Raw genomic sequence first — 18255 nt, 5'->3', positions numbered from 1 at the left:
GGTATGGAAAAGGTTTACAAGGATATCCCTCCCTTAAATATTGGTCTTAATGCAAGCGATTCTTCCAGACCGGCCTTTGGCATTCACATTCAAAGGCTTAATAATAATTTATACCAAAAGAAAATGTTGGAATCTCCTCATAGAAATATGTTTTATGAGATTCTTTTTATTAAACAGGGTTCCGGCTACCAGACTATTGACTTTACCAGATATCCCATTCAGTCAAATACTTTTTATTTTATTTCAGAAGGGCAGATTCAATGCTGGGAACTATCCGAAAATGTGGAAGGCTTTACAGTTTTTTTTACCCGGGATTTTTACGATTTGTGGAGTTCGGATGTAAGTGTATTTGATTTTTCCTTTTTTCACTCGAGCTATTTACTACCTACCTTGCGGTTAAGAGATGATAGCAAGGTTAAGGTGTTTGAAAATTTGTTTCTAACACTGGATAAGGAATTTGCTCATCCTTCTGACCAACACCAGGATAAAATTTTATGGTCTTATTTAAATGTTTTGTTATATAAACTTCAGCAAAACTTTAAAGGAAATCCCCAGCAACATGCCCAGTATGCGTATCAGGCCATCAGAAATTTTGATATTTTGGTGCAAAAAAATTTCAGACAAATAAGAGCTGTGGCAGATTACGCAGACATGCTCCATATTTCCCCAAATTATCTGAATGCCTTGTGCAAAAAGGCAGAAGGGAAGCACGCCAAGGAAATTATCAATGACAGGGTACTTTTGGAAGCGAAAAGACTTTTGTATAACTCTAATAAATGCATAACCGATATTGCCTTTTCCCTTAAGTTTAAAGATGCATCTTATTTTAGCAGGTTTTTCAGGAAAGGGACTGGAATGAGCCCGGAAGAGTTTAGAATGGGCTATTCACAGAAGGTGACAGAATAAAATTGTCAGGAATTTTATTTTATAAATGGAATGACTAATTTTCAAAATCTGTTTTTGAAAAATTTTTGGAGTGAAGATTATACAAATTAATTTTCTCCACTAAAAAGGTGTTCGGGCAGATTTTAGTTTCAAAATAAAATTAACATATGTACCAGATAAAGGATTTATTAATTACGATGGACCTGTCCGAAATGGATGAGGTAATGATGGAGTTTGCCAGTTTTGTGAATAAGGCGGTTGATTTAGATAAAATTTATTTTTTACATGTGGCCAAGGAATTGGATTTGCCTGAAGAATTGGTAGCGCAATATCCGGATTTGATAAAACCGCTTGACGAATCTATTGAAGAAAAGATAGAAGGAATGCTGGATGAGTACTTTTCGGAAGAAGAAAAAAGTAAAATTGAGATTCTGGTAAAAGAGGGAAAACCCGACAAAGTAATTCTTCAGTTGGCCAAGGAATTAGATATTGAGATTGTTGTTTTAGGACTGAAAACTGGTTTGGAAGGAGCAGGATTAGTATCTAATAAAGTAGCCAGGTTAGCTCCCTGTACAGTAGTTTTTGTACCTGAAGTGCTTCCAAATTTAAGCAGGATAGTGGTACCCATCGATTTTTCTGCAAATTCCAAATTGGCCTTAGAATTTGCAGCCTTTATGGCAAAAAAGCATGATAATGCGAGAATCATTTGTCAAAATGTTTATACGGTTCCTTCTGGGTATTCAAGGTTGGGAAAATCGTATGAAGAATTTGCTGAAATAATGAAGGAGAATGCAGAGAAAATGTTCGAAAATTTCAAAAGGACCCTGGACATCGGAAATGTAGAAGTCACATGTGAGTTTACCCTGGGTAAACCTAATAAAATTTCTGAGCAAATTTACAATTTTGCGGTGCGGAGAAAGGCTGGAGCCATTGCCGTTGGATCGAAAGGAAGAACTGCTGCGGCCTCTATTTTATTAGGAAGCACTGCCGAAAAATTGCTGAATTATAACAGGCAGTTGCCTTTAATTCTGGTTAAAGAAAAAACCAAAAATATGGGTTTCCTGGATGCCTTATTCAAACTGTAATGGTTTGTGGAGCAGAAGAAAGGATAAATGAAAATTTGTCCTTTTTTTATGGTCTTAAATGAATAGAGCCAGGTAAATCAATCCCGCTTGAATGATAATTGTACCATCAATCAGGCCTGTAAAATAGAGCCCTCTTTTGTCTAAGCTGGCTCCAAATACAATTCCTATGGTAAGCAGATAGGAAATTATAAATCCTGTTTGAAGCGGGGGATCATAATTCCAAAAAACTAATGAAAGCCCGGCTATCAGTGAAACAAGAGCTAAAATTTTTGCTCTTTTAAACCCGGTTTTGTGGGGAATGGTTTTCAGATTCACTTCCTGATCCACGTAAAAGTCCCTGATATCGAAAGGGAGTGTAATGCCAAAAAAGAATAACGCTCTTTCCAGGCCTCCTATAATTTCGCCTTTTCCAATTTCTACTTCTCCAAGTAGAGGCAGGAAATAAATGGAACCTACCCAAACGTAAACAATTAGAAATATTTTTAGAAAATTAATCATCCTTAAGGGAGGAAGTGATTTTCCTAAAAACTTTATAGGAAGCGCATACCAAACGGAAATTATCCCTAAATGAAGGAAAAAGATGACCTGAACGAAATTTAACTGAATTAATAAAAACCCTGATACAGGTATGCTTAAAATAAAAAACAGGACTTTGATTTGCGGTAGTGTGCGGATTCCGGCAAGCTGGAACGTTTTTTTTAAGCCAATTTGGTGGACAGGAGGGATGTTGTAATCGGCAAGAGTTGCCATTCCTACCAAAAGGGGAATATGTGGATTAACCGGAAGCTCAGCCAAAAAGTAGGTCATATAAGTACCCGACCAACCAGCAAGGGCCATCCATAAATTGCTTTTTACTAAAAATCTGAATGCCCGAATCAACTTATTAAGTAAAAAAAGGGAGGCCAAACCTCCCTTTGGTTATATTCTAAATAAAAGTAACCAGGCTTAAATATGCCCTTACATGGCCTGAGTTACCTCTAAAGGACTATTTAGTTTTTCTTTCTCGGTATTAATTACCTGCAGAAAATAATCCTTTTCAGCAAATTTAGCATCCTGTATTTCCCATCCTACCAAAAAGTGAAATTTTGTGGGTGTATTGTCCGTGGCTTTTAATCTTACATAGAAAGTCTGGGTAATGCCTTCTCCTTCTTCAGGTGCCATTTCATGAGAGATAAAGTCTGATTTGGCAGCAATAATAGCCATGCCCATTTTTTCTTCATCATATGCTTGGTTATCGTGAGTGGCAAGTGAAATAAAACCAGGGGTTTCATTGTCAAAATAGACTGAATCACTTTGTAAATTTACTATGCCAGTTACCAGTTCTTTTCCTGCAGGCAAACCCTGAATAGTGACAGAACTTTCATAACCATACTTTCCGGCCCAAATGGTTATTCTTTCTTTTAAATCATAGGTTTGGTTACCTACAGGCCATTTTTTATAATCAAAGTCGAGAATAGCTCTCACAGGGCCCTCGGAAATAAGATGGAAGTAAGCATCTTCGCAACCGGTTAGTCTGACCAAGTTATCTCCATCTTTTAAGGCTAAGGCTCCAGCTCCAAGGGAATTGCCTACTTTCAGTACATCCATTCCCCAGTCTGCCAGTTTGTGGTAGTTTTCTCCTTCTATCCCAACCTGCTCTAGAACCATTTCATTTGTCCTTTTACCAAAAATATCTTTTCCATTTCTGGGATCGAAATAAAGCCTGAATGCTACAATATCATTTTCCCAGGCAGGTCCCTCCATTTGGTATTTTGCAGTTTCCTTACCTTTAAAATGATCCCTTGGCCTTGTCTCCTGAGTCAGGCTAGTGTAGGTGGTGTCCCCATCCAATTTTTTTCCAAAATGAATATTTGCCCTTTTGGGGAAGGTGCTAAGTTCGTTTTCAGGAACAAAAGAAATATTCAGTTTTTCACTTGTTTTGGCTTTTAAGTCAACTAAAATAGCCAATTCGTCCCATTCACCATCTCCATCCAGGTCATCGTATTGGCTTACTACCTGTTGTCCATCTGATTTTGAAATTTTAGGAAATTGACCTTCGGGGATTTCTCCAGCATATTTTATAATATCCTGTTTATTGAAAATCAAATGTTCATCCTTTCTGTCGATTCCCAAATTGTTTTTCACTTCAATAATAGCTGTTGAGCTGGATTCATTATCTGATGATTTTTGCCCAGAACATGCCACTATCCCTGTTGCAATTAAGGTGATTAGGCTAATTAGTAGGTTATTTTTACTCATGTCTTTTCAGTAATAATCAATTAATAGTACATTGAAGGCAAGTTAAAAAAAATATTCTGTGGGAATAAACTGGAATTGAGATTAAAAGAAGGAAAAAGTCCGGTATCGTTTTCGGGAAAGGATTATTGAATGCAGAAAATTTGTAAATAAAAAAAGGCTTGAATTTTTCAAGCCTTTTATATTGATCGGGTTCGTTTTTTATTTCAGTTTCTTTTCCAACTCCTCCATTTTTTCTTTTGCATCCAATCTGCCAGCGTTGTAAGAAAGCTTATATAATTCATAGGCTTCTTTCAGATTTTCCAGCTTCTTTTTGGAGGCAAACTTAATTTTTGTGGCAATTTCCTCCGCTGCTTCAGCCTTGTCAAAATAGGCATCTGCTTTTATCATTTGCTTTTCCTGTTTTAATTCATCCAGATCTCTTTCGGCTTTGGTAAGCGCGGAAATTTTCATTTTAATTTCCTGCTCCATGTCAATAATTTCTCTTTTCTGAAAATCAACTAATTTGATAAGGTCTTCATTTTCAGCCTTATATTTAGCCACTTGCTCTGTCAGTCTGCTGATGATTTCATCTTTCTCATTTAGCTCTTTTTTGAGTTTCCTGATTAAAGTTAAAAGGGCCTGATTTTCAGTACTGGAAGCCAATAAATCATTTTCAGCCTTAATTATTTTTTGCCTTGAATATTCTACAAATGCAGTAAGACCTCTTAACCTGTCAATATGATCTTCGTAGGTTGTTCCTTTTTCCAGGTTAAAAGCGATAATTTCTTCAGATTTCCTGATGGAATCGATTAAAACATCTACCTTATCGAGCTTGGAAACCAAAACTGCAGAAAATTCCTGCGAATCCGATAGTTTGGATTCAAGTGTTTCAACCTGATCTTTTAATTTCTTTTCATTGGCACTGGGACCACATCCTATGCACGAAAGTAAGATAATTGAGGTGAAAAGTTTAATCGGAAAAGAGGTAAAGTTTTGCATCATAAAAAATGAACTTTAAAAATTATTAGATATCAGGTTTAATGCAGTGTCTTACTTAAAGATCAGACCCTGGGTTTAAAAATTATTCGCCTTTTTATTGCCAATCTGGTAAAAAATGCCGGACTCACTCAAAAGAGAATATTTTTACTAACCCGATTTTTGCTCTCCGAATCTGCCCTCAATTTAAAAAAAATAAGGCTCAGTAAAAAGTTATTGTTCTCTATCAATTAAGTTCCTGGTAAAACTGATAAGATATTGCTTCTTTTCAGGCTTAATTTTTAGATTTTCCAAAGAGTCAAAAGCCTTACCAAAATATTCATTAATGGCTTTTTCAGTGTCCTCTTTGATGTGATATTTATTGTAAATATTTGTTATTTCCTCAACCTTTTTTCCCGGATCAAAATCTTTTTTCGTTATCCATGATTGGAGCTTTTCCAAATCCTTCCCTTTACTTTTTTCTAAAGCTGTAATCAAAAGAAAGGTTTTTTTATTGGCAATGATATCTCCACCTACTTTTTTACCAAACTTCTCTTTATCTCCAAATACATCAAGCAAATCATCTTTCAATTGAAATCCAATACCAATATTTACCCCAAAATCATTTAGTAAATTGGCTTCATCATCTTTTGCTCCGCCAGTTAATGCCCCAATTTTTAGGCTCAGACCAAGCAGCACTGCAGTTTTTAATCTGATCATATTGATATATTCCTCAATTGAAATGTGATCAATATTCTCGAAGTTCATGTCAAACTGTTGGCCTTCGCATACCTCTTTGGCACATTGATTAAATAGCGGAATAACTTTGTAAGCCAGTTCAGCTTTCATCCTGATCAGAAGATCGTAAGCTTTTACAAACATTACATCTCCCGACAAGATGGCAATATTGCTATTCCATTTGCTATAAACCGTGGGCTTACCTCTCCTGAGAGGGGCATCGTCCATGATATCGTCATGTAGTAAAGTAAAATTATGGAAAACCTCTACAGCAAGTGCAGGATCCAACGCAGTCTTATAATCTTCAGAAAACAGATAACATCCAAGCAATGTCAATATAGGGCGCATTCTTTTCCCCCCTATTGTAAACATGTACCTAATTGGTTCGTAAAGTTCCGGTGGTTGGTTGCTTAACTCTAGTTGAGTTAATTCATGATTTATTAGTTTTTGTACCTGAGTTACATCAAATGACATGTAATAAAAAGTAAAAGGTTGTCAAAAAATCAAGCACCAAAAGTACATATAAAATCACTACTCAAATTTAGAAAATTAAATTTTGTTTACATTTAAATAAGATCCACCTGTTAACTTTCATTAAGAATTGTCTTGAACCTTTACCCAATTCCATATAATTTCTTTATAATTTTGGAGCCGGAGATTTTATTATATCCTGAAAAGTCTTTTTAAGTGAAAGCTTTTGAGGATATATCAGATTGATTACAAGCTCTATAGAAGTGGCTGGAAGTCAATTTATATCTCCTGGTATTTTATTTCAAATGAGTAGGATGAATTTTAAGGAGCAATTAGAAAAGGTTTCGGTTTTCAAGGTAATAAGTGAAAGTGCAAAGGAATTAGGATTTCCTGCCTATGTGATAGGGGGTTACGTAAGGGATTTAATTTTAAAAAGACCATCCAAAGACATTGATATTGTTTGTGTAGGTAGTGGAATTGCTTTAGCTAAACTTGTAGCGGAAAAACTCGGAAAAGCCTCGAAAGTCACGGTTTTCAAAAACTTTGGGACGGCCATGCTCAAATCGGGTGAGGTTGAGGTGGAATTTGTGGGGGCCAGAAAAGAGTCTTATGACCGTGGATCCAGAAAACCAATTGTGGAAGATGGTACGCTTGAAGATGATCAAAACAGGAGAGATTTTACCATTAATGCCATGGGAATTAGCCTGGATAAAGGTGATTATGGAAATCTAATTGATCCTTTCGGAGGGCTAAAGCACATTAAGGAAAAGCTGATCAAAACTCCCCTTGACCCAAAGGTAACCTATTCTGATGATCCATTGAGAATGATGCGTGCCATCAGGTTTGCCACTCAATTAAAATTTGACATTGAACATGATTCTTTTATGGCCATTCAGGATTGTGCTGAAAGAATCAAGATTGTTTCAATGGAAAGAATAATTGTGGAGCTGAATAAAATTATTCTTGCAGAGAAACCCTCTTTTGGTTTTTTGTTACTTTTCCATTGTGGCTTATTACAATTAATTTTCCCGGAGTTTTTAGAGTTGAAGGGAGTGGAGAAGAGGGATGGTTTGTCCCATAAAGACAATTTTTTTCATACACTGCAGGTGCTGGATAATATTTCGGAAACTACCGATGATTTGTATTTGAGATGGGCAGCCATATTACATGATATTGCCAAACCTAGGACAAAGCGGTTTCATAAAAAATCAGGTTGGACATTTCACGGGCATGAAGATATGGGGGCACGAATGGTAAAACCCATCTTTAAAAAACTCAAAATGCCTTTGGATGACCGGATGAAATATGTGGAGAAACTGGTGAGGCTACATTTGAGGCCAATTGCCTTGGTGAAAGATTCTATTTCGGATTCTGCTATAAGAAGATTGATTTATGAGGCCGGAGATGATTTAGAGGATTTAATGAAACTTTGTCGGGCAGACATTACTTCCAAAAACCAGGTAAAGGTTAAAAAGTTTTTGAGTAACTTTAATAAGCTGGAGAAAAAAGTGATGGAAGTTGAAGAAAGGGATAAAATAAGAAATTTTCAGCCTGTAATTACCGGAGAGATTATTATGGAAACGTTTGGTCTAAAGCCTTCCAAATTGGTTGGGGAAATTAAAACCGAAATTCGGGAGAGTATTCTTGAAGGTAAAATAAAAAATGAAAAAGAAGAAGCATATGAATTTCTACTGGAAATAGGAGAAAAACATGGCCTTTCTGGAGGGAGTAACTCTAATTAGTTTTTCAATAAATTCATTTCATTCAATACCTTAATTTAAAACGGGGGTAATTTTTTTATGAAGAAAAGAATTGTTCAGGTATTAGTTTTGTTTGTGTTTTTTTTATTTTCTGCCTGTGATTTTACATTTAAAAAAAAGCGGGAAGAAATTGTGGAGGGGGGCACTCAGAAGAAAGGGGAAATTATAGTTTACGCATACAAGGGGTTCGAAATTGAGAAAGCCCTGATTGACGAATTCACTAAAGAAAGTGGTATTCTTGTTTCTATAAAAACTGCAGGTTCGGATCAGATTATTCAGCGGCTTGCTATTGAAGAAGAGGGGACTCCTGCAGATTTATTAATTGTTCCGGATGTAGGCCGTTTGTTTAGGGCGGAATCTAAAGGCCTTTTTCAAAAAATTGAAAATTCAGATTTAACAGATGCAATTCCTCAGGAGCTTAGAGATAAGGAAAATTATTGGTTTGGTTTGTGCAAATTTGCTTATGGAATAGCCTTTTCGAATGAGAGAGTTGACCCTCAAATCCTCTATTCATATGAAAGTTTGGCAGAGCCACAATGGAATGGGAAAATTCTTACGAAACCTTCTGTGAATATTTCCAATCAGGTTTTCCTGAGTGAACTTAGTTTGGTTTCAGGAATTGACAATACGCAAAGCTGGGTTGAAAATATAAATAAAAATAAGGCAAAGAAATCTTTTGGGAATGATGGTGACCTGATCAATGATATTCTGGCGGGGAAAGGAGATGTGGCTATTGTCAATTCCAATGAATTGGAAAGTAGGGTAGACCCTATAAAAAGTTTTGACAATTCCGTGGCAGAGAAAATAGGCTTTGTGCTTCCAGATCAGGAAAAGGCAGGGGCCCTGATGAATGTAATTGGAGGTGGCGTAATCAAATTTAGTGATAATCCTGATGCAGCAGCCGCTTTTTTAAACTTTTTGGTGGAGCCGGAAAATAACCTGAAATTTGCCCGCCAGCTTTATTGCTTTCCTCTTTCATCGGCCTTAAATGAGAGTGAAGATTTTCAGTTTTCAGATTTTAAAGAAAACCTGGTTAATTTGAATGAGGTGGAAAGTAAACTAGGTGAAACCAGGAAGATTTTTGATGAAGCAGAATGGGATCATTAAGTCTTTTTGTTTTATGCAGAAAGAATTGTAATTTTTAAAGAGAATTTTCTACAAACAAAAAACTGTTGTTGAAGCCCAATTTATTTTTAAAAAATTTTCAACAGCTAAACTCATAAAATAAAATTACTCAAATTATGATGAAAGCCATACTAGTGGATGATGAGAGGCTAGCCAGAAGGGAGTTAAGGTCTTTATTGGAAAAATTCGATGATGTGGAGATAATAGATGAAGCTGGCAATGCAGATGAAGCTTTGGAAAAAATACAGGATCAAAAACCTGACATTTTATTTCTTGATATTCAGATGCCTGAAAAAACAGGATTTGATTTACTGGAAATGTTGCCTAGTGTCCCAAAAGTAATTTTTACTACAGCCTATGACGAATATGCCTTGAAGGCGTTCGAAATTAATGCTTTTGATTACCTGCTGAAACCCATTGATCCGAAAAGACTTGCAGATGCTTTGCAAAAAGTAAGGGAATTTACAGAAGTAAAGGAAAAGAAGGAAGAACAGGAAAAAGTTAGTGAGAAGCTTTCGGGTGATGATCAGGTATTTGTGAAAGATGGGGAGAAATGTTGGTTTGTAAAGCTTACGGATATCAGGTTGTTTGAGTCGGATGGAAATTATGTGAAAGTTTATTTTGACAATTTCCGGCCATTAATCCATAGATCCTTAAATGCACTTGATGAAAGGCTTGATGATAAAGTGTTTTTCAGGGCCAGTCGGAAATTTATTATCAATCTCCAATGGATTGAGAAAATTGAACCCTGGTTTAACGGAGGATTGATGGTGAGCCTGAAGGGAGGTCAAAAAATTGAAATTTCCAGAAGGCAGGCGGCTAAGTTTAAGGAAAAGCTTAGTTTGTAGTAAAAAAGAAAGCTCGATTAAATTAAAATTGAGCTTTCTTTTTTATAAGCATTTGTGTTTATTCATATCTTAATGAATCAACCGGATTGATAATTGATGCCTGAATTGCTCTGTAGCTTACCGTTACCATGGCAATTAAAAATGCAAGAAATCCAGCCAAAAGGAATATCAATAAGTTAATATTAATTCTATAAGCAAAATCCTGCAACCAGTTTTCCATAAGGTAATAAGTGATTGGTGCTGCAATAAAAAAGGCGATAATTACTAGAATAGCAAAGCTTTTGGATAAAACCATTATCAATTGAAAAATAGAAGCTCCCATAACTTTTCTGATACCGATTTCTTTAGTCCTTTGTTCGGTAGAAATGGAGGCCAATCCAAAAAGGCCTAAACAGGCAATTAATATGGCGAGGCCTGCGATTATGGAAATTACTTTTGACACTTGTTGGTCTGTTTGATAAAGATTCTCAAAGTGTTCGTCAAGAAAGGAATATTCAAATGGCCTGTCTGGTACCATCTCTTTACAAATTTTTTCCAAGTCCTGTATAGCAGCTTGGGAATTAGCCTCATCTACTTTTACAGACATTTCATCAAAGCCCCAGTCTTGCACACTCATTGCAAGAGGAACTATTTCATGATGCAAAGAATTGTAATTAAAATCTTTAGCCACGCCAATAATACTTCCTAGAGTATCCTCCCAGGAATATCCTATATTTTTCCCAACCAGATCGGGTTCAGCCAATTCAGCGGCAAGGCTTTCATTTATCACATAGGCACTTTTTAAGTCTGTGGTTATTTCTTCTTTGAATTCTCGCCCTTCTTCCAGTTCAATTTCATAAAAAGAAAGAAAATTATAATCCACATTGAGGGTGGAAATTGCCAAATCTCTTATGGAGTCACCTTTAAATTTCACTCCGCTTTGATGTATATTATTTCCCAGCCGTTGCCCTGAAGCAGTAGCATTTAAAATATGAGCGGTTTTAATGATTTCTCCTTTAAGCGTTTTATATTTCTTATTTGCAGTTTCATTTAGTGGAATCAAAACGACTTGGCTTTTATTTAAACCAATATTTCTGTTTCTCATAAAATCAAGTTGTTGCAAGGCTAGGATAGTCCCTACAATCATTCCTATGGCTATGGTAAATTGAATGACCACAAGTGTGTTTCTTAAAAATGATTTTTTTCCTATCCCGCTGATTTTTCCTTTTAAAACTGTGGCAGGCTGAAAAGAAGATATAAATAATGCGGGGTAAGCTCCGGAAAGAATTCCAGTAAATAAAACAACTAATAAAATTACAAGGCTTACAAAAGGATTAGCTACCAGGTAATTTAAAGATAATTCCCTTTGAGTAATTTCATTAATAGATGGAAGTACTAAAGAGGCTACACTAATTGCCAAAATAAAAGCAAGGAAAACCATTATCACAGATTCACCTAAAAACTGAAAAACGAGTTGTCCTTTGGTCGCTCCAATTGACTTTCTTACTCCCACTTCGCTCGATCTGCTTACCGATCTTGCAGTAGAAAGGTTCATAAAATTTATGCTGGCAATTACAAGAACAAATATTGCTAGGATAGAAAAAATATAAATATAATCTCCATTAAATTTTCGGAAGTTTTGATAGTCGTGGGTTATATCCATTGAGCCCAAATGAACATCCTCAAATTCTTGCAAATACAGCTTGTAAGCATCATTTACTTCTTCCCATTCGATATACTTTGAGAGAAAACCAGGGAATTTTTCTTCTAATGCCGCGATATTTACCCCATCCTCAAGTACTAAATAAGTGACAAGCCAATTGCTTCCCCAACGGCTCACCCATTCTTCTTTAGCTATTGTACTAAAAGAAACAAGACTGTTAAATTGCAGGTGAGAATTCTTTGGTACATCTTTTAAAATTCCGGTAACCTTAAAAACATGCTCCTGGTCTCTTTTTATTTGTTGCCCGATTATCTCCTCCAAATTTGATTTATTAAAGAAGCGTTTGGCGGTAGTTTCTGTAAGTAAAATGCTATTCGGCTCATCCAATGATGTTTCCGGATCACCGTGAAGTAGCTCAAAATCAAAAATCTTAAAAAATGTTGAATCTACAATTGCGATGTCTTCTATAAACATTTCCTTTTCATCAACCTGACATAACCATTTCCTCCCACCGGCAAATCTTGTAAAGTTTAAAATTTCAGGATAATCTGCAGCAAGGTTCGGACCCATTGGTGACATAGAGAGTGCCACATTCTGGGGTGCCATTCCATTAAAAGACTGAACTTCATCCAACCTGTAAATAGCTTTACTTTTTGAGTGGAATTTATCAAAGCTTAATTCATGGGAAATGAATAAAAAAATTAGCAGACAGGCAGAAATTCCGATGGCTAATCCAAAAATGTTGATGAATGAGTAAACCCTGTGTTTTAAAAGATTTCTGAATGTTACTTTCAAGTAGTTTCGTAGCATTTTTTGAGATAGTTTAAGATGAATGAGAGAAATTAAATCTAACCATTATTCTGAAAAATGGATTCAAGTTTTCCATTAGTTGAATAAAAGTTGGTTGAACGGGGATTTTTGGATGGTTTCCTGAAAGAAAATCTTGAAACTACTTTATTCGGAGGGTTTTTGGGGAATAAAAAAGCGGATAACCTATGCTATCCGCTCAAGACTCCGCTTTTTAAGCAGGGGTATATATTATTTTATTTATTATTCCTCTAATGTTGTAGAGTCTTCTTCTGCCACCACTATTGAATCTGAAGCCATAGCCATAGAATCAGTTAGGGCAATTGAATCTGCATCTACCATTGTTTCAACACTATCCGTAATTTCTTCGGTTTGCACTGAATCAGCTGAAGATAATTCACCATCTTTTTTCACATTGCTGCAAGAGAATACCAATAATCCGGCAGCGATTACCATTACATTTTTAAAATACCTAGTCATAATTGAAAATAATTAATTAAAAATCCCTAAATAAAATGTTAATAGAAAGCTTGTAATAAGGCTTAAAAAGGTGATTTTTAATTTTGACCTTTTATGGCTTTTGTATTGAAAATAAGGTAGGTATAAACAGAACTTGAAGCTCTTATACTTTTTATTGTTGAGCTTACTTTAGGTTAAGTATAAACGGAAAGTATATTTTTTCTCGAATTATTATTCAATATTAGACTGGTTTTTTGGAATATACAAATGTTGATGAAAAATTATTTTTAAACTGTGCCAAAAGTAAGTATTTGATACTAGATAAGGGGAAAAGAATTCTGAAAAAGGTGTTTTTTGTCCTGAAAAAGCAAAAAGGGCCTAAGCCGGAGATAAATGGATTAAGTCCTTTCCTTGCAGTTTGGTGATTTTATTCTCTATCCGCCAACATGTCTTTACCCACCACCAGATCTTTTTTATGGTTTGCAATTAATGTATTTATTTTGGTTATTTCTTCTTGATGTGCCTCAGAAATTTCATATTCTTCAGAAGGATCAACAGAAAGATTATACAGTAATGGAGTATTGTGAACTTCTTTTTTCCCAAACATACCATAAGCTCCCTGTGTAATATAATGAGCTTTAAAGTTTCCTAATCGGGCAGCAAAAATGCTTTGACCTCTATAATAGATCAGATGATCTCTGGGGCTTGTTGCATTTGAAAAAAGTGTTTCACTCAAGTCCAGGCCATCTACGATTCTATCGGAAGGAACTTCCCCTCCGGCAAGCTTTATAGCAGTGGTATAAATATCCATGGTAGATCCCATGCCTGTTTGTACTCCTGGGTTAATTTTTCCAGGCCACCAAAATATCCCGGGTACTCTCATTCCTCCTTCCCAGGTGGTACCCTTTCCTGCTCTTAACAAACCAGATGATCCTCCATGATCTTTAAATGATCTCCATGGGCCATTGTCAGAGGTGAATACCACAAGGGTATTTTCAGCTAATCCTTCTTCTTTTAATGTACTTAAAATTTTTCCTACTCCATTATCTATTTCCTGAATGACATCACCATATAAACCTCTTAAGCTGCTTCCTTTAAACTCTGGTGAGGTAAAGAGTGGAATATGAGGCAGGTTGTGGGCAAGGTAAATAAAAAAAGGCTCTTCCTTATTTTCCTTAATATATTCAACCGCCTTCTCTGTGTATCTTTTGGTAATGGTATGTTGCTCAGCTGGCCTTTCAATTTCCCGGGTATCCTGGAGTAAAGGTACATTATAATGTGCGATGGGAATATTATCGGCTTCATCCCAATATTCAAATTTACCTTTTCTATCCATGTCATTACTGTATGGGATGCCAAAATAAGAATCAAACCCGTTGTTGGTTGGTAAAAACTGTTTTTTGTGGCCTAAATGCCATTTTCCAATACAAGTGGTTTTGTATCCTTTTTCTTTTAATGCCTCAGCCAGCGTAATTTCACTTTCAGGTAATCCATTGATTGAATTGGGGAAAAGTACTCTGGATTTGTCACTGCACATCCCACTTCGAATGGGATATCTTCCGGTAAGCAAAGCAGCTCTGCTTGGGGTACATACCGAAGCACCAACATAAAAGTTAGTCCATTTTTGACCTTCTGAGGCCATTTTGTCAAGATTAGGAGTTACAATACTGGGATGTCCATATGTCCCTAAATCTCCATATCCAAGGTCATCGCAAAAAATTACCACAATATTCGGAGGACCAGATCTGGTTGTTGTGGTCTCAGGTGGATTGGTTTCATTTACTTTTTCCTGGCAGGAATTAAAAATAAAACACAGACTTATTGTGAAGTAAAAAATCAAATTTTTCATTTTCAGTTTAAAGTTGATGATAGTTTAATTTAAAATTTAAATATAACCATAACCATTGAAGCTGAAAATGGTGATTGAAAAGATTTTTCAGTTGCGTTTGCATTGAGGAATAAAAAAACCGGAAATGAAAATTTCCGGTTTTTAGAACATCAGCTTTGATAAAAAATTCAGGATTTACTCCAGAATAATTTTTTTCATCTGATGATTAGACAATGTTTTCACATTAATGATGTAAAGACCTTTCTTCAGATTTGATAGGTCTATATTTTCTGAAGATTGGCTATTTATTTGTTTTTCAAATACCACTTTACCAATGGCGTTGAAAACAGTCATTTTACCACTTTCGAATTTAGAGCTGTTTAATTCAATCTGGAATGCTCCTTTCGAAGGATTCGGGAATACCCTGAATACTTCAAAATGAAGGTCTTCATCGATTCCAGTAATCGTAGTTGTAGCATTTACTACAGCACTATAATCGGAGGTAGCATCACCATTTGTAGCCTTAATTCTATAAAACTTTTGTGTATTTGCTGCTAGCCCCGAATGTGTATAAGTAGATGCAGTATCAGATAAAGCAATTAATTGGCTAAATGGTCCAGCCTCAGTGTCTGCTGATTCAATGATATATCCATCCACATTTTCTGTTAATTTATCCCAGGTTAACTTGATGTCAGAGTCTGAAATAGCGTTGGCTGTAAAATTGCCAGGTACGTCAGGAAGATCAGCAGAAGTTGTAGCGCTAACACTGGCACTAAAATCCGACTGACCTGTGGCGTTTGCAGCTTTTACCCTGTAAAATTGGGTAGTTTCCGGATCAAGTCCTGTATGAGAATAAGTGGTATCGGGAGCATCAATAGTTTCAAGATTCACATAGTTGGCATCTACATCTGTATCAGAAACCTGTAAAATGTAACTAGTAGCTCCATCTACACTATTCCATTTAATATCAATTTGTGATTCTGAAATAGGAGTGGCTTCTAAGCCTGTTGGTGGAACAAGATCTGGACCAAGTGTGGTGGCAGAATCTTTAACACTATATTCAGATGGACCTCCTGCATTAATTGCCTTAATTTGATACCACACAGTAGTATTGGCCAATAGGCCATCATGAATAAAACTGGTGTTTGCAGTATCAATAGTGGCGAGTTCAGTATAAGTTCCATCTTCACTTTCAGCACTTTCTAAAACGAATGAAGATACAGTACCTCCGGGTGATACCCAGCTAATTTCAATCTCAGTACTAGAAATACCAGAGGCCATAAGGCTGGTAGGAGCATTTGCTAAAGTCGTTCCTCCAACTGCAGAACTATATCCTGTAGGAGCAGCATCAATTTCCGCTTTCACTCTATAATAAACAGTAGTATCAGTACTTAGATTAATGTGAAGGAATGAAGTGTCAGAGGCTTCAAGGGTTGCTAAGGCTGAAAATGGTCCTGTCTTACTCATAGAGCTTTCAAGGAAATAATTATCTACATTTCCAGTCATTGCTTCCCAGGAAATAGCTAGTTCAGAAGTTGAGTTTGCAGCTACAGTTAGCCCTGAAGGTCCATCAGGTACATCAGTCACTGTATTTACAGTATCACTATAGTCAGAAATACTCTCCCCATTTTTGGCAAATAACCTGTAGTAATAAGTAACACCCCCAGTTAAATCGGATTGAATATATGTCTCTGTATTTGCCCCAAGAGTATCTGTAACAATTTGGAAATTTTGGTCATCACCTTCAGAATACTCTAAAGTATAGCCAGTAACATTATTAGTCAATTTCGACCATTTAATCTCTACTTCATTATTCGAAAGTGCAGAGGCATTTAACCCTGTTGGAATTGCCGGGGTTGGAGGTAAAGTGGTAGCCGAAACGGTATCACTGTAGGAAGATTCTTCAGAAGAATTTTGGGCCTTTACTCTGTAGTAGTATTGGGTATCTGCAGAAAGAAGAGTATCAGAATACGAATTTGTTGTTGATGTTCCAATTACAGAAAAGTCAAAGGGAGAATCTGAAATTGAAGCCTCTATCACATATTCACTTGCAAAAGCACCCATATCATCCCATGTTAAATCAATTTGTATATCAGAAACAGCAGTTGCGATTAAGCTGGTTGGGGCTTCAGGAGTTCCATTTGGAATGTCCTCATCAAAGGCAAACGCCCAATTATTAAGTTCATAAAATTCTCCACTACCATTTTTGAAAGAAGAAGTATTATATTTTGTTTCACTATCCTTCAAGTTCCCTTTTCCCGAAGCTAATGCATAACTTACTCTGGCATCTGATCCTAATATCTCTCCATCATTGGTTGTGATTAAAACTTTTACATTATCAATAATTTCAACAGATTTAATTCCTACTATGCCATTCAAATCCCTTAATTCAAATCCTTTTGCTGTTTGTTCTGCTACAATATCAGTATCAAAAACCAAAGGTGCTGTTGGCACATTAAATTCAATAGTCACAGTATTCTCAGTTCTTGATATATTTTTTGGGGTTAAACCTGTCCACCCTAAAGTATCAGCAAATACTATTCCTTGATAAACCTTGGAAAAATATTGTCCTAACCATTGCCTGCCATCCTCAGAATCTGGAACAAAATAAGTAGGCGAAGCCATAAAAATATTATCATTATTTTTCGCTGTATTGTATTGGGCTATACCAACGGTTCCTTCATTTACTTGAGCTATTACAAGAGGGATATCAGCACCTAGGTCTGTATCTAAATCATTTCTGAAATCTAAAAGGGAAGTTTTATAAGTTACAGTATCTGTGGCAGCATCAGCGCTTCCTTGGAGTAAGTAAACAGCCCTTTTTGCATAACTCATTGTTTCAGTACCAGCTAAAGTTTCAGCATTACTAAATTGGTTTAACATTTTTGTATATGCAGCATTGCCTTTTGATATTTCTGAAAGCTTCTTACCTGAATCACCGCTTAGTGACACAAAAATCTCATATCCTTCATATTCATTAGCTGAAGTAGTGTTGGAGTGTAAAATAGTCTTCCAAAAGTGAGCGGCAGTGGCTGAAATACCTCCATCTCCACCTATTGGTAATGGAGAAAATGCAGTACCATTTTCTGCCGCAATACCATTATCAAATTCATAATTCTTGTGAAGGGTTAATCTATTTGAAGCTTCTGAGGTAAATCCTAATGCAAGATCATCACCAATTGTGGCTACATGATTGATATCATTATAATCATCGGGTATATTTTTAGTAGTTCCACCTATCTCATCACTTGGGGAAGATGAAGCTCCATACCTAAGGGAGAATAGTCATCAAGCTACTTTCACCCTGATTTTGCCCTCCATTTGAGTGCTTTCAAAGAACTTTTCCTGCTTTAAAACTAGGACTTTTTTTCTTCAATTGATAAAAAAAATTCCTTTGTTTCAATTGAAAAAAAAA

At 36.0% G+C, this 18255-nt stretch carries 13 protein-coding genes; 5 read left to right on the top strand and 8 right to left on the bottom strand.

Going from position 1 to position 18255, the window contains the following annotated elements; translation table 11 throughout:
• Positions 1-3: 3 nt before the first annotated feature.
• Positions 4-906: an AraC family transcriptional regulator gene (locus A3EM_RS0100080; protein ID WP_020526110.1), complete on the top strand. Its 903-nt coding sequence runs from the start codon at positions 4-6 to the stop codon at positions 904-906.
• A 146-nt stretch (positions 907-1052) separates the two neighbouring features.
• Positions 1053-1970 carry a universal stress protein gene (locus A3EM_RS0100075; RefSeq protein ID WP_020526109.1) on the top strand — a complete coding sequence of 306 codons (918 nt, stop codon included), beginning with the start codon at positions 1053-1055 and terminating at the stop codon, positions 1968-1970.
• A 54-nt stretch (positions 1971-2024) separates the two neighbouring features.
• Here the strand turns inward: A3EM_RS0100075 and A3EM_RS0100070 are convergent, their stop codons facing one another.
• The 4 genes from A3EM_RS0100070 to A3EM_RS0100055 form a co-directional block, all read right to left on the bottom strand.
• On the bottom strand, positions 2025-2807 hold the full coding sequence (locus A3EM_RS0100070) for a UbiA prenyltransferase family protein (protein WP_020526108.1): 783 nt from the start codon (positions 2805-2807) through the stop codon (positions 2025-2027).
• Between the two features lie 120 nt (positions 2808-2927).
• The gene (locus A3EM_RS0100065) at positions 2928-4208 is read right to left on the bottom strand and encodes a DUF4861 domain-containing protein (RefSeq protein ID WP_020526107.1); all 1281 of its coding nucleotides are present in this window, start codon (positions 4206-4208) and stop codon (positions 2928-2930) included.
• A 198-nt stretch (positions 4209-4406) separates the two neighbouring features.
• The gene (locus A3EM_RS0100060; protein ID WP_157637682.1) at positions 4407-5189 is read right to left on the bottom strand and encodes a hypothetical protein; all 783 of its coding nucleotides are present in this window, start codon (positions 5187-5189) and stop codon (positions 4407-4409) included.
• Positions 5190-5396: 207 nt separating this feature from the next.
• Complete coding sequence (locus A3EM_RS0100055) at positions 5397-6374, bottom strand: polyprenyl synthetase family protein (protein WP_020526105.1); 978 nt, start codon at positions 6372-6374, stop codon at positions 5397-5399.
• Positions 6375-6685: 311 nt separating this feature from the next.
• Between A3EM_RS0100055 and A3EM_RS0100050 the strand changes: the two genes are divergently transcribed.
• From A3EM_RS0100050 to A3EM_RS0100040, 3 genes are all read left to right on the top strand, one after another.
• The gene (locus A3EM_RS0100050; protein ID WP_020526104.1) at positions 6686-8113 is read left to right on the top strand and encodes a CCA tRNA nucleotidyltransferase; all 1428 of its coding nucleotides are present in this window, start codon (positions 6686-6688) and stop codon (positions 8111-8113) included.
• 57 nt (positions 8114-8170) lie between these two features.
• Entirely contained in the window at positions 8171-9238 is a 1068-nt protein-coding gene (locus tag A3EM_RS0100045) for an extracellular solute-binding protein (protein ID WP_020526103.1), read from the top strand.
• A gap of 137 nt (positions 9239-9375) precedes the next feature.
• A complete protein-coding gene (locus A3EM_RS0100040) occupies positions 9376-10104 on the top strand; it encodes a LytR/AlgR family response regulator transcription factor (protein WP_026210003.1) in 729 nt (242 codons plus the stop codon).
• A 58-nt stretch (positions 10105-10162) separates the two neighbouring features.
• Here the strand turns inward: A3EM_RS0100040 and A3EM_RS0100035 are convergent, their stop codons facing one another.
• The 4 genes from A3EM_RS0100035 to A3EM_RS0100010 form a co-directional block, all read right to left on the bottom strand.
• Positions 10163-12556 carry an ABC transporter permease gene (locus A3EM_RS0100035; RefSeq protein ID WP_020526101.1) on the bottom strand — a complete coding sequence of 798 codons (2394 nt, stop codon included), beginning with the start codon at positions 12554-12556 and terminating at the stop codon, positions 10163-10165.
• 240 nt (positions 12557-12796) lie between these two features.
• Positions 12797-13033, bottom strand: coding sequence for a hypothetical protein (locus tag A3EM_RS0100025; protein WP_020526099.1), 237 nt, complete (start codon positions 13031-13033; stop codon positions 12797-12799).
• A 406-nt stretch (positions 13034-13439) separates the two neighbouring features.
• On the bottom strand, positions 13440-14861 hold the full coding sequence (locus tag A3EM_RS0100015; protein WP_020526097.1) for a sulfatase family protein: 1422 nt from the start codon (positions 14859-14861) through the stop codon (positions 13440-13442).
• A gap of 174 nt (positions 14862-15035) precedes the next feature.
• Entirely contained in the window at positions 15036-17723 is a 2688-nt protein-coding gene (locus A3EM_RS0100010) for a fibronectin type III domain-containing protein (RefSeq protein ID WP_157637681.1), read from the bottom strand.
• Positions 17724-18255 lie beyond the last annotated feature (532 nt).

The sequence above is a fragment of the Flexithrix dorotheae DSM 6795 genome, assembly GCF_000379765.1.
In the GTDB taxonomy this organism is placed as follows: domain Bacteria; phylum Bacteroidota; class Bacteroidia; order Cytophagales; family Flammeovirgaceae; genus Flexithrix; species Flexithrix dorotheae.
Note: the sequence above shows the minus strand (reverse complement) of the source record. Positions and strands in the feature narration are given on the sequence as shown.